At 42.4% G+C, this 16,545-nt stretch carries 10 protein-coding genes; 4 read left to right on the top strand and 6 right to left on the bottom strand.

Annotated elements, in window-relative coordinates; genetic code table 11:
* The first annotated feature begins 26 nt into the window (after positions 1-26).
* Both hscA and fdx read left to right on the top strand, forming a co-directional pair.
* The gene (gene hscA, locus ACU0NF_RS07700; RefSeq protein ID WP_445660699.1) at positions 27-1,889 is read left to right on the top strand and encodes a Fe-S protein assembly chaperone HscA; all 1,863 of its coding nucleotides are present in this window, start codon (positions 27-29) and stop codon (positions 1,887-1,889) included.
* Between the two features lie 13 nt (positions 1,890-1,902).
* Positions 1,903-2,241 (top strand): ISC system 2Fe-2S type ferredoxin, encoded by a 339-nt coding sequence (gene fdx, locus ACU0NF_RS07695; RefSeq protein ID WP_131266446.1) that lies wholly within the window; start codon positions 1,903-1,905, stop codon positions 2,239-2,241.
* A gap of 66 nt (positions 2,242-2,307) precedes the next feature.
* On the opposite strand, the gene ACU0NF_RS07690 is transcribed toward fdx, so the two are convergent.
* From ACU0NF_RS07690 to aspA, 5 genes are all read right to left on the bottom strand, one after another.
* Entirely contained in the window at positions 2,308-3,771 is a 1,464-nt protein-coding gene (locus ACU0NF_RS07690) for an adenylate/guanylate cyclase domain-containing protein (RefSeq protein WP_445660698.1), read from the bottom strand.
* A 66-nt stretch (positions 3,772-3,837) separates the two neighbouring features.
* Complete coding sequence (locus tag ACU0NF_RS07685) at positions 3,838-4,272, bottom strand: HIT domain-containing protein (protein ID WP_445660697.1); 435 nt, start codon at positions 4,270-4,272, stop codon at positions 3,838-3,840.
* Between the two features lie 233 nt (positions 4,273-4,505).
* Entirely contained in the window at positions 4,506-7,964 is a 3,459-nt protein-coding gene (gene mfd, locus ACU0NF_RS07680; protein WP_445660696.1) for a transcription-repair coupling factor, read from the bottom strand.
* Between the two features lie 135 nt (positions 7,965-8,099).
* Positions 8,100-8,471, bottom strand: coding sequence for a hypothetical protein (locus ACU0NF_RS07675; protein ID WP_086197851.1), 372 nt, complete (start codon positions 8,469-8,471; stop codon positions 8,100-8,102).
* Between the two features lie 138 nt (positions 8,472-8,609).
* The gene (gene aspA, locus ACU0NF_RS07670; RefSeq protein ID WP_445660749.1) at positions 8,610-10,052 is read right to left on the bottom strand and encodes an aspartate ammonia-lyase; all 1,443 of its coding nucleotides are present in this window, start codon (positions 10,050-10,052) and stop codon (positions 8,610-8,612) included.
* 476 nt (positions 10,053-10,528) lie between these two features.
* Between aspA and putP the strand changes: the two genes are divergently transcribed.
* Entirely contained in the window at positions 10,529-12,064 is a 1,536-nt protein-coding gene (gene putP, locus ACU0NF_RS07665; protein ID WP_445660695.1) for a sodium/proline symporter PutP, read from the top strand.
* Between the two features lie 67 nt (positions 12,065-12,131).
* Here putP and ACU0NF_RS07660 read toward each other — a convergent pair whose 3' ends face one another.
* Positions 12,132-12,623, bottom strand: coding sequence for an Lrp/AsnC ligand binding domain-containing protein (locus ACU0NF_RS07660; protein WP_131266452.1), 492 nt, complete (start codon positions 12,621-12,623; stop codon positions 12,132-12,134).
* Between the two features lie 17 nt (positions 12,624-12,640).
* Between ACU0NF_RS07660 and putA the strand changes: the two genes are divergently transcribed.
* Positions 12,641-16,513: a trifunctional transcriptional regulator/proline dehydrogenase/L-glutamate gamma-semialdehyde dehydrogenase gene (gene putA, locus ACU0NF_RS07655; RefSeq protein ID WP_445660694.1), complete on the top strand. Its 3,873-nt coding sequence runs from the start codon at positions 12,641-12,643 to the stop codon at positions 16,511-16,513.
* The last annotated feature ends 32 nt before the right edge of the window (positions 16,514-16,545 follow it).

The following is a 16,545-nucleotide window of genomic DNA, read 5'->3' as shown; positions in this document are numbered from 1 at the left end:
TTTAGACGTTCAAAGGATGTAACACAATGGCTCTCTTGCAAATTGCAGAACCTGGTCAATCAAGTGCGCCCCACGAACACCGTATTGCCATTGGTATCGATTTAGGTACAACACACTCTTTAGTGGCTACGGTTTTATCAGGCAAAGCCAAAGTTCTTAACGATGAACAAGGTCGCGTGTTACTTCCGTCGATTGTGCATTATGCAGATGACGCAACCCAATATGGTGATGAAGCAAAAGCCTTCATGACCAGCGATCCTAAAAATACCATTGTTTCTGTTAAGCGCTTTATGGGTCGTTCAAAAGCGGATATTAAATTCCAGCACCCGTATACACTGGTGGGTGAAGATCACCAAATGCCAGCTTTTGAAACCAATCAGGGCCGAAAAACCCCAGTTGAAATTTCTGCTGAAATTTTAAAACAACTCAAAGAACGTGCTGAATCCAGCTTACAAAATCCAATTAACGGTGCAGTGATTACTGTTCCTGCCTATTTCGATGAAGCGCAGCGCCAAGCCACCCGTGATGCAGCCCAACTGGCCGGTTTAAATGTCTTACGTTTACTCAATGAACCGACTGCTGCTGCGGTTGCTTATGGCCTGGATCAAGAAAGCAATTTAGCTTCAGATCGCAACTATGTAATTTATGATTTGGGCGGTGGTACTTTTGACGTTTCTATTTTGCGTTTTACCCAAGGTGTATTCGAAGTTTTAGCAACGGGTGGTCATACTGCACTCGGTGGTGATGACTTAGACCGCTTAATTGTAAAATGGGCCAAGAAACAACTGAATATTGAAACCCTGGATGATGCAGAACATGCACATCTGGTGGTTGCTGCACGTACCGCCAAAGAAGCATTAACAGATTTAGAATCGGTTCAACTTCAAGCGCTAGATCAGGTTTTGACTTTAGATCGTGCAACCTTTGAAGCCATCATTAAAATAGCTTTAGATAAAACCATTAGCGTATGCAAACGCGTGATGCGTGATGCCAAACTTGAACTGGATGATATTCAAAACGTGGTTCTTGTCGGTGGCTCAACCCGTTCATATGCTGTACAAAAAGCTGTTCGCGAGGTGTTCAATCAAGAGCCTTTATGCACCATCAATCCAGATGAAGTGGTTGCCATTGGTGCAGCCATTACTGCAGACCAGTTAATTGGCAACAGCAAAGATGGCTCGCTACTACTTGACGTTACCCCGCTCTCTTTAGGTTTAGAAACCATGGGTGGTCTGGTTGAGCGTCTGATCTCACGGAATACCGCAATTCCTGTCGCACGTCGCCAAGAGTTCACCACCTATCAAGATGGCCAAACTGCGATGCTGATTCACGTGGTACAAGGTGAACGTGATCTGGTTGAACACTGCCGTAGTCTAGGCCGTTTTGTCTTGCATGGCATTCCACCGATGACTGCAGGTCAGGCACGTATTGAAGTGACCTTCCAGGTCGATGCAGATGGCTTACTGACCGTTGCAGCCAAAGAAACAACTTCTGGCGTGCATGCTCAAATTGATATTAAACCTTCTTATGGTTTGTCCGATTCCGATACAGAACGCTTATTGGTTGACGGTTTTAAATTTGCTGAAGAAGATAAAAATCTTCGCCACTTGCAAGAAACCAAAGTTGAAGCACAACGCGAACTTGAAGCACTGACCCAAGCATTAAAGGTGGATTCAAGCCTGCTTGGCGCTGAACAGCTTGCTGCTTTAGAACAAGCCAAAGTTCAACTTGAAAGCCAATTATCAACGGCTGATATCAAGGCGATTGAAGAAGCTGTACAACAGCTTAAAATACATAGTGATGCTTTTGCTGCAGCCCGTATGAATCAACATATTGATGCTGCGCTTAAAGGCACTCAACTTGATGACTGGTCAAACTCACCCGAATAAATAGGTAAAAATTATGCCACGTATTAAAGTTCTTCCACATGCGCAAATTTGCCCAACTGGTGCTGAGTTTGAAGTTGAACAGAATGCCAATCTTTGTGAAAGCTTATTGAAAAATGGCATCAAGATTGAGCATGCATGTGACATGTCTTGTGCATGTACCACTTGTCATGTTGTAGTTCGCAGAGGTTTTGACAGCTTGGAAGAAATGACGGATGTCGAAGCCGATTTACTTGATCGCGCCTGGGGCCTTGAACCTGACTCACGTCTTTCATGCCAAGTTAAAATTGTGGATGAAGATTTGGAAGTTGAAATTCCCAAATACACCATTAATCATGCATCTGAAAATCACTGATTGAGTCAGAATTAAAAAACCACGCTTAGCGTGGTTTTTTAATATTGAATTTAATAGCCAGGATGCTTAGTGAAATTGCTCATCTTTCTGATCTTCGATGATTTCATCTTCTAAATTCAGTTTTACAATGCCTTGAGAATTGGTCATTTTTTGCTGTTTTTGTATGCGCTTGATCATTTTTTCCAGAACATTGATCAGCTCTGGATATTCATAGTTTTGAACTTCATCCAGATTCAGCAATAAATGGAAGCCTTTATATTCATAATCAAACCAGCGCTGATAATCCGATTTACGCGAAGTATATTTTTCCATGACTTGCCAGGTGTTCACTGGCCCCTGAATACCTTTCAGCTTAATCGGTGCTTTAGGTGCACACAAATAATCATTTTTAATTAAATTATAAGTATCATCAGAAATTAAGATTTCATCCACTTCTGCCGCACTTTGTAAGCGTGCAGCCAAATTTGCATCACGTCCGACAATGGTATAGGCCATACGATGAGCCGCACCATAATTCCCAACGTGACAATATCCGGTACTGATTCCCATACGAATATGTAAAGCGGGATAGCCCATTTTAATCCAGCGCTCTCTTAATAATTTCATTTGCTGACGCATATCAATCGCCATGTCCAAACAAGTTTTTGCATCTTGTTCAACACCTTGCGAAATAGGATCACCAAAGAAAATTAAGATTGCATCGCCCATAAACTTGTCGACAGTTGCTTCATACTGTTTCGCAATTTCTGTCATATGACTTAAGTAGTCATTCAGCAAGAATGCCAAGTCATCCGGGATCAGGGTTTCGGAGAGCTCGGTAAAACCTTGAATATCCGAAAAGAAAATGGTCATTTTTTTTCGTTTATATTCAATTTTGGCTTCAGACTCACCCTTCATAATCGATTGCCACAATTGTACCGGTGCATAACGGCTGAGCTGGTTGGCAAACTCCATATAACGATTCATCTGCTCATAATAATAAGCTTTACGATCGGCAATATGCTGGATTTGACTGCGCTGGTAAAAACTACCTACACCCAAATAAGTGATGAGGCAAATAAAACCCAGAACGGTTAATTCGCCTGTGGTTTGTTCAAAATATTCACCAAATCCAAAAATAAAAATATTGCACAGATAAAAAATTGCTATTCCAAGCAAACTTGCCAATGACACCATGAGAAATGAAATTTTATTACTGATTGCAGTATACAGAAGTGCAAAAAGTGCAATAAACGTCAGCACCAAGTTTAAATGGATGGCAGATAAAATAACTGAAATGGCAATAACATCAACAAGAAATAGCAGACTACGTTTTATTTTGGAATTATAACGATACAGCAATCCATTCGATAACTTCGGGGTAATCAGCAGGACAAACAACAAGAATACAGGGACATAGATCTGATATTGCGTATCAGAAGAAGTGTAATGGTAGACGATGACGAGTAAAGACAACATGATATATCCCATCAAACGATGAAAATATTCAAATTGTCTCGGCTCTTTTCTAATCCAGTCGTCTAATGGCACTCAATCGCTCCTGGTCCCAGTATTCACACCCAACATTCCCTGTCTGGCTTTTTAAATGGCTTGGAATTAATCCATACGCCAGTCAAATGGCATATCGCCTTGACCACGTAATGCAAGCATTAAAGTTTGACGCATATGTGCAAGGACTTCATTGCTATAAGGAACAGCAGATGTTCCCCAAACTGGTTTTGGCCAAGCCACGTCATTTTGGTAACGCACGACATGATGAAAATGTAATTGTGGAACCATATTTCCTAATGCAGCAACATTCATTTTGTCTGCACGGAATACACGCGCCAACTGGCTTGATAACCAGCTAGATTCACGGAGGAATTGTTCTTGGTCAGCCTGACTTAATTCATATAATTCGCTAATACCCGGTACACGCGGAATTAATATGAGCCACGGAAATTGCATATCATTCATTAAACGACATGTTGACAGTGGAAAGTCGCCTACAAAAAAAGTATCTTGAGCAAGTTGTGGATGCAAACTAAACATATCTTTATAAATTATGCAAAATTAGAATGATGGCTAATACTATCACATCCAATGGGACGTGAATATTCTATGCAATGTGTTTCATTACAAATAAACCACTATTTGCATTGAACACTCAAGCACAGATAAATTTAATAAATTCCCTTAAAAAATCAAGTATTTCTTTTTAGAAAATCATAAATTATGCACAGATGAAGCAGTGAGTGCATATTATTTATGCACCCGCTTTCTGATCAGTGAATTTCTTTTAGCAAACTCGCCAGTAAATCGGAAATAAATTGAATTCTTTTTTGATAATCTTCCAGCATCACCATGATTTTTAAACGTTGTCCCCCATCCATACGGAAGAAAGTCGGATGTTTTTGCATCATTTGAATAATGCTCATGGCTTGAACCGGTGTATCGGGTGAAAACTCAATATGACCGCCATGTGAGCTGATATCAACCTTGGTAATGCCTAACTGCTCTGCTTTTAAACGAAGTTGATGCACTGCAAATAATTGCTTCACAGGTTGTGGTGGCACACCAAAACGGTCTATCAATTCCATACGGATATTATCTAGTTTTTCCTGAGTGTCGGTATTACTGATCCGTTTATAGAACATCAGGCGTTGATGTACATCACCTAAATAGTCATCCGGAATCAAAGCCGGCATATGCAGATTAATTTCAGCGGTTAACGACAATGGCGCATCGAAATTCGGTGTTTTGCCTTTTTGAATGGCTTTGGTCGCTTTCTCAAGCATTTCCATATACAGGCTATAACCGATCGCATGCATTGAACCACTTTGTTGTTCACCCAAGAGTTCACCTGCACCACGAATTTCCAGATCCTCTGTGGCAAGCATGAAGCCGGCACCTAGATTGGATGCACGCTGGATGGCATCCAGCCGTTTTTCTGCATCACCTTTTAAGCCCTTAATTGAAGGTACAAGCAAGTAGGCATAGGCTTGATGATGCGAACGCCCGACACGACCACGCAATTGATGTAACTGCGCGAGACCCAGCTTGTCTGCACGTTCAATCAAAATGGTATTGGCATTTGGAACGTCAATTCCGGTTTCAATGATGGTTGAACAGACCAGAACATTATATTCCTTATGATAGAACTGCTGCATCACCTGCTCAAGTTCACGTTCGCGCATTTGTCCATGTGCAACTGCGACACGTGCTTCAGGAACCAGCTCGCGAATACTAGCTGCGGCACGTTCAATGCTATCGACTTCATTATGCAGAAAGTAAACCTGACCACCACGCAGCAATTCACGCAGAATGGCTTCTTTAATCGATTCACTGGTGTGTTCTTGCACAAAGGTTTTGACGGCCAGACGACGCGCTGGTGGCGTGGCAATAATGGATAAATCACGCATCCCGCTAAAAGCCATATTCAAGGTACGCGGAATTGGGGTTGCCGTCAGGGTCAACATATCGACATCGGCACGCATGGCTTTAATCCGTTCTTTATCGCGTACCCCAAAGCGATGTTCTTCATCGACAATCATCAAACCCAGGTTTTTAAACTGAATACTTTCCTGCAGAATTTTATGCGTCCCGATGACAATATCGACTTTACCATCCGCCAAGTCTTCGGTCGTTTTCAGATGGGTTTTATTGGAACCAAAGCGCGAAAGCACTTCAATCCGAATCGGCCAATCGGCAAAACGGTCTTTAAAAGATTCATAATGCTGCTGTGCCAGCAAGGTTGTCGGCACTAAAACCGCGACTTGCTTGTTATTTTGCACTGCCAAAAATGCTGCACGCATCGCGACTTCAGTCTTGCCAAAGCCAACATCACCACAGACCAGACGATCCATCGGTTTGGCAAGCTGCATGTCATGCAAGGTCGCTTCAATCGCGTTGGCTTGATCCAGTGTTTCTTCATAAGCAAAGCCACTGGCAAACTGCATATATGAACTTTGCTCAAGCTCAAAACTAAACCCGGGTTTTGCCTGACGACGTGCCTGTATATGCAACAGTTCGGCAGCAACATCGTGAATCTGTTCCAGGGCTTTACGCTTGGCCTTGTTCCAAGCATCAGTACCTAATTTATGTAATGGTGCTAAATCAGGATCACCGCCGCTATAACGGCTGATCAAATGTAAGTTGGTGACCGGAACATACACTTTGGCAGCATCGGCATAATCCAGCTGTAAAAATTCATGATCCTGATCATCAATACTTAAAGTGACTAAACCGGCATAACGCCCCACGCCATAATCAATATGCACTACCGGGGCGCCAATACTAAGCTCGGTTAAACTGCGGATTAAAAATTCTTCCGACACTTCCTGCTGACGTTTACGGCGGCGCTGAACTACACGATGTTCATAAAGCTGATTTTCAGAAATCACGGTCAGGTGATTCGGAATCACCAAACCACGATCAAGAGGTGCACTGGTAATGGCTATGGCATGTAAGGATTTTCTAAACTCTGCAAAATTTTCGACACTCGGAATATCCCCCAAAGCAGGACGCAGAGCATCCTTTAAGGTTTCACGCCGACCGGCACTTTCAGCAACCAACAGTACCGGATGATTTGCGGCATCAATATACTTTTTAACCGCTGAAAAAGGCTTTTCCTGTTTCGGGTCAACGGGTAAACGGGGTGGCAATTCGGTATTAAGATTCAGGATACCGGTTTTCTCTACAAACTCTTCGGGGGAGACAATGATTCTGGCAAAGTGATTCAGCTGTTCCAAGACCTGATTCGGTTGCAGAAATATCTCTTCTGGCGACAAAATAGGATGATCAACGTTATGGCGACGGTCTTCATAGCGTCGAACCACATCTTTCCAAAAACTGATTAAACCTTCATCAAGATGCTTATCTGTAATGACAATGCCATTCCGTGGTAAGTACGCCATCAAGGTACTTTGAGTTTGCATTGCTTCTTTGCTAAAGAATAAAGGGAAGTAAAACTCCAAGCCTGGAGAAGCAATGCCTTCTAAAACATCCTGATAAACTGGATTTTTCTTCGGATTGGCATTCGGAAAACTTTCTGCATAACGGTCACGGAAAGTCGCACGCCCCTCTTTAAGGGGAAATTCTTTGGCAGGCAATACTGAAAACTGTTGCAGATTTTGAGTGGTTCTTTGGGTTTCAGCATCAAAGAACTTCAAGCTTTCAATTTCGTCGTCAAACAAATCAATGCGGATCGGCGAATTTTGTCCGGATGCATAGATATCCATGATGCTGCCGCGTACCGCAAACTCACCATGATCATAAACGGTATCGACCAAATGATAGCCCGCCTGGATCAAACGCATTTTTTGTTGTTCTAATTCAAATTTTTGGCCAACTTTAATATCGAAATGTTCACCCAATACCCACGACGTCGGTGCGACACGCTGTACGAGCGTTGAGGCAGATAAAAGCAACACGCCCTGCTTCGGCATATTCGATAAAATTGAAAGACGTTCTGATACGATATCTTGATGAGGCGATAACCGGTCATACGGTAGAATTTCCCAATCCGGGAAAACGGTCGGTTTTATCCCGTAAAATTCCAGTTCACTTTCCAACTGTCCCAAATGCTGATTGTTTCTGGCAATCACAATGAATAACTGCTTATTTTGCGTCGCTATTTCTTTGAACAATAAAGATGCAGATGAGCCTTGTAAATTACCGACCCAGCGTTTTTCGCCTGCTTTTAATTGCTGCAGATTTAATTGGGAAATTTGTTGTTGGAACATGTATATAGCTTTTGGTCTAAATGACATGAGCAGTATATTAGCATGGGTTTTTTCTTGGTTGAGTTATTTTTCTATGCGACCTATTTTTCCATCTAAATCCTTTTAGATGCTGAATCTTCAAGGCCTGTTTCCCCATTATTTTTCGCGTAAGAAGTTACGATAATAGTCATTCAGCTTTTTAATAATTTGCTTCAACTGCAACAAATTTTCTTCAGTGTTGCCTAAACGCGCTACAAAGCGTTGACTGGCAATTTCCAGATCAATTTTTTCATTGATAATCATGGCAGTAAAATACAATTCTTTTAAATCATCAAACTGGGTTAATTTTCGATTCGAGAAATACGACAAACGCTCTGACCATTCATTCAGCACAATACCATCGACGATATAACCCTGTTCTTTAGTGAATTGGATATTATTTTCTTCTAGAAAAAGTTGTTCAGTAGATGGCTTGGAACTTTTAAACAGTCTTGAACTGGTAAATAGTCCAGTAAGTTTATTCAACATAAGCATTACATTTATTAAAAATCCTGACTATTTTAACTCTGAGCGGCTTTATCTTCAGCATTATTTTTCATAAAAAGGCAGCAGCTTAAACTGCTGCCTTTTCGGTACGACAATGATTAATTTTTTGCACAGCGCGAATTAACTCACTTGTGCCAATAGCTGATGTTGTGCGGTCACTTCTGAAACCAGATTGCTAAAGGCAAATATTTCATCTAGCTGTTCTTGGGTCAGTAATTCCTGCTCCAAGACAATCTGTTGAATGGTTTTGTTTTCCGCAATACATTGCTTGCCAATTTCATCACATTTGGCATGACCCAGAATTGGATCGAGCAAAGTTACAATGCCGACACTGCGCATCACAGCGTCATAACACACCTGCTCATTGGCCTGAATGCCCTGAATGCATTTATGATCCAAACTCCAAATGGCCTGGGTTAACAATTCAATCGATTCATTAATTGAAATCGCGATGACCGGTTCCATTACATTTAACTGTAATTGTCCCGCTTCTGCAGCCATGGTCACGGTTAAATCATTCCCGATCACCCTATAAGCAATTTGATTCACCACTTCAGGAATCACCGGGTTAATTTTGGCAGGCATAATCGATGAGCCGGCTTGTAATTCCGGTAAGCGAATTTCGGCCAGACCGGTACGCGGACCTGAACTCAACAAGCGCAAGTCATTACAGATTTTTGAAAGTTTAACCGCAAGTCGTTTCAGCGTACTGGATAAAATAATAAATACGCCACAATCACTGGTGGCTTCCACATAATCTTCCGCACCGATTAAATTCAGTCCGGTAATTTTGCTTAAAGACTGAATGGCTTCGTGCGCATAGCCTTGCGGAGTGTTTATTCCCGTACCAATCGCGGTGGCACCTAGATTCACTTCCAGTAAAAGTTCACGTGTGCGCTGAATCAGCCGAATATCTTCTTTTAATAAGGTTGCAAAAGCACGAAACTCTTGTCCCAAGGTCATCGGAACAGCATCTTGTAATTGGGTACGTCCCATTTTTAATACAAACTGAAACTCTGCAACCTTGATATGCAGAGTATCAATCAATTTTTGAATCTGAAGCAGTAAATCGTCCAGACTATAATAGGTTGCCAGGCGTAATGCAGTTGGATACACGTCATTGGTCGACTGGGATTTGTTGACATGATCATTCGGGTGAATATGATCATATTGCCCCTTATGAAAACCCAAATGCTCTAAGGCAATATTGGCCAATACCTCGTTGGTATTCATATTAATAGACGTACCTGCTCCGCCTTGATAAACATCTAAAGGAAAAGCCTCACTCCATTTTTCTGGAGATTCGATTAACTTGTTACAAGCCAGTTGAATCGCCTGACTGACTTGTTCAGAAATTTTGCTAAATTTTAAATTGGTCTGTGCTGAAGCTTTTTTGACTTGAGCCAAGGCACGAATAAAATGATGATGATTTCCGACTTTCTGATTAGAGATTTGAAAATTCTCTAAAGCCCGTACAGTATGAATGCCGTAATAACATGTTGCCGGCACTTCCTTTGCTCCCAGCAAATCACGTTCTATTCTTGTATTATCGAGTTGAACCATAGACACTTTAAATATACTCACATTTATGCACTAGAATTGTGCAATGGAAAAAATATTAAACCTATGCTGTATTTTAAATATTGTAAAAAGATATTTATTTGGCAATGCTCTATAACCAATTACCCCAGCTTTGTAGCTATTGTAAGTACTTGTAAATTCCTTTTTCTGCCTCTTCTGCTTTCAATTTCTCTATTCAAAGAATAAAACTTAAAAATATTGAGACAGATTTTTAATTCACATTAAATCTTTGCACTGGCTTTATAAATGACATTAAGCACCATAGTTATAATTAATTAATTTTATTCAGTTTTTATCAATTGTATCTAAAAATACATTGCGCTACATAACCTGCTAATAAATCCCTTAGAAATGTAACAGAACGTAATTTGAATTTTATGTTTGAATCAGCGCCTTACTGAATATGTATAAAAATTCATCTTGGACAGATGTATCCATAAGGACAGAAGGATGAGCACATGAGTCAACTGAACCCGACATTAATCACATTTATTTTTTATATTCTCGCCATGGTCGGTATTGGACTATATGCCTATAAGGCGACGACCGATTTTTCAGATTATATACTTGGTGGGCGAAGTCTAGGCAGTGTGGTCACCGCACTTTCGGCAGGTGCATCGGATATGAGTGGCTGGTTGTTGATGGGTCTGCCCGGCGCAATTTATCTGTCAGGCTTATCAGAAGCGTGGATTGCCATTGGACTGATTGTGGGTGCTTGGCTGAATTGGCTATTGGTCGCAGGACGACTGCGTGTACATACCGAAGTCCAAAATAATGCATTAACACTGCCTGATTATTTTACCAGTCGCTTTGGTGACCGAAAACGTGTGCTACGGATTATTTCAGCTTTAGTGATTCTGGTGTTTTTCTCGATTTATTGTGCCTCTGGCATGGTTGCTGGCGCCCGATTATTTGAAAGTATTTTTGGTATGTCTTACACCACTGCCCTCTGGATCAGCGCAATTGCAACCATCAGTTATGTGTGTATTGGCGGCTTTCTGGCGATTAGCTGGACCGATACTTTCCAGGCGGGATTGATGATTTTTGCCTTGATTCTTACGCCTATTATGGCTTACCTCGCACTTGGTGATCATAGTCAACATCTGGCAACCCTGATTGAAACTGCTCGTCCCCATGCCAGCAATATGCTTTCAGGTTTAAGCATGGTCGCGATTTTATCCTCCCTTGCATGGGGCTTAGGCTATTTTGGTCAGCCGCATATTCTGGTGCGCTTTATGGCTGCAGATTCGGTGAAAACTATTCCTGCTGCACGTCGTATTGGCATGAGCTGGATGATTCTATGTTTAGGTGGCGCAGTTGGTGCGGGCTTCATTGGCATTGCCTACTTCCAGCATCACCCGGAACTGGCAACAGTAGTATCCCAGAACCCTGAAACCATTTTTATGGAACTGACCAAAATCCTGTTTAATCCATGGATTGCAGGAATTATTTTGGCAGCTATTTTAGCGGCTGTGATGAGTACCCTCAGCTGTCAGCTTTTGGTCTGTTCAAGCACCTTGACTGAAGATTTATATAAATCTTTCCTGCGCAAAAATGCCTCGCAAAAGGAATTGGTCTGGGTTGGCCGCTTTATGGTGGTGGCGATTGCCATTCTCGCTATTGCGCTTGCAAGTAATCCAGGCAGTAAAGTTTTAGGTCTGGTGGCCTATGCATGGGCTGGTTTTGGTGCTGCCTTTGGCCCGCTGATTATCTTGTCCTTGTTCTGGAAACGCATGACCTTAAACGGCGCAATCATGGGCATTATCGTCGGTGCTGTGACGGTCATTTTATGGAAGAACACTATGGCGAGTACCGGACTATATGAAATTATTCCCGGTTTCATTCTGTCATTCTTCAGCATTGTCGTAGTGAGCTTGCTCGAAAAAGCACCGTCTCAAGAAGTGATGCAACGTTTTGAACAGGCAGATGAATTGTATAAAAAAGAAATGGCTGAATTAAAAAATGGAATACCAGCTCAACCTGAAAATTTATGATAAATTTCGAATAAGTTATACCAAAATTTGACTGAGATATAAGGGGCTGATGCCCCTTTTATTGATGTCATTTTTGCACTTTGGTTTTCAGATAAATCTTGGAGCTTTCTTTAATCACTTCCATCACCGGATAGCTTCGGGTTTCTTTGACGCCCGGAAGTTGCCACAGCACCTGCCCTGAAATCTTGCGGAATTCTTCCATGCTGGCGCAGCGGATTTTCACCACAAAATCAAAACCGCCACTAATCATATGACATTCCACAATTTCAGGATATTGCATCACCGCATCTGAAAATTCATCCAAGACATTCGGTGTGGTTTTATCCAGTAAAATTTCCACAAATACCACAAAACTGGCATTTAACATGTCAGGATTCAGCTTGGCTTCATAGCCTAAAATAAAACCATCTTTGACTAATTTCTGTACCCGGGCCAACGCTGCAGTCGCGGATAAATTCACAGCTTCCGCCAATTTTATATTTGAAATTCGTCCATCATTTTGCAGAATATCTAAAATTTTGATATCTGTTCGGTCCAACGTAAAAATCGGGCTGGTCATCTGAATTATTCTCTAAAATGAATAAAAACTATAGTGAGTTATTCGGCGTTCTTTCTGTAATCATAAATTATATCAGGTATTTCACTCAACAAAAATATTGGCAGTCACAGGATGTTGGCATGAATATGATGGATACAGACACTCGCCTCAATACGGCAAAACCTCACTTTGAATATATTACTGAATTCAAAGAAAAGAATGATTATGAAGTTGAAATAAACACTGCCTGGCGTCGTGCTGAACCCGATTGTGTTGAACATTTACTTGAACATAGCCAAATTTCTGAACAGCTGAATCAGCGCATTTATGATCTGGCTTTCAATCTTGCGCATAGCCTGCGTGAACGTAAAAGCTCGAACGGTAAAGCTGGAATTGTGCAAGGTTTATTGCAAGAATTTTCATTGTCTTCTCAAGAAGGCATTGCTCTGATGTGTCTGGCAGAAGCCCTGCTTCGTATTCCAGACAGCGCGACACGTGACCTGCTGATTCGTGACAAAATCAATCAGGGTAACTGGAAAGAACATGTCGGGCAAAGCAGCCTGATGTTTGTCAATGCCGCGGCTTGGGGCCTCATGCTGACCGGCAAATTGATGGAAACGCCAAAACAAAAAAGTTTATCCAGCGTACTGACCGGGCTTTTGGCACGTAGTGGTCGCGGTATTATTCGTAAAGCGGTAGATGTGGCAATGCGAATGATGGGCGAACAGTTTGTCACGGGCGAAACCATTCAAGAAGCGCTCGAACATGCAGAACCTTTGGAAGATAAAGGTTTCCGTTACTCTTACGATATGCTGGGTGAAGCGGCACTCACCGAACATGATGCTGAACGTTATTATCAGGATTATAGCGATGCCATCCATGCCATTGGTCAGGCATCCAAAGACAAAGATGTCTATGAAGGCCCGGGGATTTCAATCAAGCTTTCTGCCCTGCATCCGCGCTATCAGCGTGCGCAGATTGATCGTGTGCATGAGGAGTTATATCCAAAAGTGCTGCAATTAGCGGAACTGTCAAAACGCTACAATATTGGTTTAAATATTGATGCCGAAGAATCTGAACGTCTGGAAATATCTTTAGAATTGTTGGAGCGTCTGTGTTTTGAGCCTAGCCTTGCCGACTGGAAAGGCATTGGCTTTGTAATTCAGGCTTATCAAAAGCGTTGCTTCAACGTGGTCGATTATGTGGTAGATCTGGCAAAACGCAGTCAAAAACGTTTGATGATTCGTCTGGTCAAAGGTGCGTACTGGGATAGCGAAATCAAGAAAGCCCAGATTGATGGCATGACGGATTATCCGGTATTTACCCGTAAAGTACATACGGATCTTTCTTATATTGCCTGTGCCAAAAAACTGCTGGCTGCCCCAGAGCAGATTTATCCGCAATTCGCGACGCATAATGCCCAAACACTTTCCACCATTTACCATCTGGCTAATCCAGAGCAATACTACGTCGGTCAATATGAGTTCCAGTGTCTGCATGGCATGGGCGAACCGCTATATGAACAGGTGGTGGGCCATAAAATAGACAATAAATTGGGTGTACCGTGCCGTATTTATGCGCCAGTCGGAAATCATGAAACCTTGCTGGCTTATCTGGTGCGACGCTTATTGGAAAACGGTGCCAATACCTCTTTTGTGAACCGTATTGCAGATAAAACCTTAAAGATTGATGACCTGATTGAAAATCCACATTCAGAAATTTTAAAAAATGCCGCCAAAGAATCACAAATAGGTCAGAAGCATCCAGCCATTCCTTTAGCACCCGACTTATACGGCGATATTCGTCCAAACTCTGCCGGTTTAGACCTAGCCAATGATCATGAGTTAATGCAGCTCAATCAAACTGCACAAGATTTCAGTCAGCAGCAATGGCAAGCCCAGGCTTTGGGTAAAAACCTCAGTTATGCAACTTCGGGTGTTGATGTTCATTCGCAGCCTATTGCAATTTTAAATCCTGCCCATCATTCCGATCTTATCGGTCATGTACAGGAAGCAAGCGTAGAGCAAGTGAATCTGGCATTAGAGAATGCCGTCAATGCCCAAGCTGAATGGAGCAATACACCAAAAAATATACGTGCCGCTTGTTTGCAACGCGCTGCGGATATCATGCAATCACGCTTGCAAGAACTGATGATTTTACTGTGCCGTGAAAGCGGTAAAACCTATGCCAATGCCATCGCAGAAGTCCGTGAAGCAATCGACTTCCTGCGTTATTACGCTGCTCAAATGATCGATCTGGATCAAAATACAGTGATTCAGCCACTGGGCACCGTGTTATGTATTAGCCCCTGGAATTTCCCTTTGGCTATTTTCACTGGACAAATTTCAGCTGCCCTGGTTGCTGGAAATACTGTCATTGCCAAACCTGCTGAGCAAACCCCACTCATTGCCGCCGAAGCGATTCAAATCTTATGGCAAGCCGGTATTCCTCAAGAGGTTGTGCAACTTCTTCCAGGACAAGGTGAAACTGTCGGCGCGCAATTAAGTGCTGATGCCCGTATTCAAGGCATCATGTTTACCGGTTCAACCGATGTGGCCAAAATTCTGCAAAAGACTCTGGCACAACGACTGGGTAAATCTGGCCAGCCTATTCCACTGATTGCGGAAACCGGTGGTCAAAATGCCATGATTGTGGATTCATCTGCATTAACCGAACAGGTCATTCTGGATGTGGTGAGCTCGGCTTATGACAGTGCCGGTCAGCGCTGTTCAGCTTTACGTGTACTCTGCGTCCAAGAAGACAATGCCGATAGTGTCATCAATATGCTCAAAGGCGCGATGCAACAACTGCGGGTGGGTAATCCGTTCCTGTTAAAAACTGATATTGGTCCGGTGATTGATCTTGAGGCACAAAGCAATATTCAAAAACATATTGATCAAATGCGCAGTAAAGGTCATCACGTTCATCAGCTGATGTTGAATGCGGCACAAGATCCATCCTTAAACCAAGGGACTTTCATTCCGCCGACCCTGATTGAATTGCCGAATTTAAATGATTTGCAGCGTGAAGTTTTCGGTCCGGTCTTGCATGTGATTCGTTATAAATACGGTCAATTGGAACAGTTACTTGAACAGATCAACACCAAAAGTTATGGCCTCACTATGGGACTGCATACCCGTATTGATGAAACCATTCAGACCGTGATTGCACATGCAGAAGTCGGCAACTTATATATTAACCGCAATATTGTGGGTGCTGTGGTCGGGGTACAGCCTTTTGGCGGTGAAGGCCTTTCAGGTACCGGCCCCAAAGCAGGCGGCCCAATTTATCTGTACCGTTTGATGCAACACTGCTCTGCCAAAAAACTGGCTCAGCCTTTTGCAACTCAGTCGAATGCAACACAGCCAGAACATCACCCGTTATATGCATTGTTTTATCGCTGGACAGAAAGGCACTTTCCTCACTATCAATTAAAACCGTGCCCTGCTTTTTGCTCTGGTCATCAGTATGAATTGCAAGGCCCGACCGGTGAAAGTAATCAATATGTCGTGTTGCCAAGAAAACGTGTGCTGTCTTTAGCCGATCAAGAGCAGGATCAGATTCAGCAATTGGCTGCAATTTTTGCGGTCGGTAGTCAACCTACCGTACTTGCTGAAAATACTTTTGTACTCAAATATCTGCCTAAGATGCCGAAAGAAATTGCAGACAGTTTTGCGATTATCCAAAAGATTGAAACAGATAATTTTGATGCTGTTCTCCATCATGGAAGCAAAGCTCAACTGCAAAAGTTGCAAACTCTCATTGCCTCGCGCCAAGGTGCGATTATTGGCATCACGCATTTAAAACCGCTTGACCACGAGATTCCTTTAGAGCGCCTAGTGATTGAACGCGCGATTAGTATTAACACCGCAGCTGCAGGAGGGAATGCCAGCCTGATGACATTAAGCTAAAAAATTTAACTAGAGCACTACAGCGCTTAATC

Source organism: Acinetobacter sp. F16, from assembly GCF_052712855.1.
The sequence above is the reverse complement of the archived record's forward strand: the minus strand, read 5'-3'. Positions and strand labels throughout refer to the sequence as shown.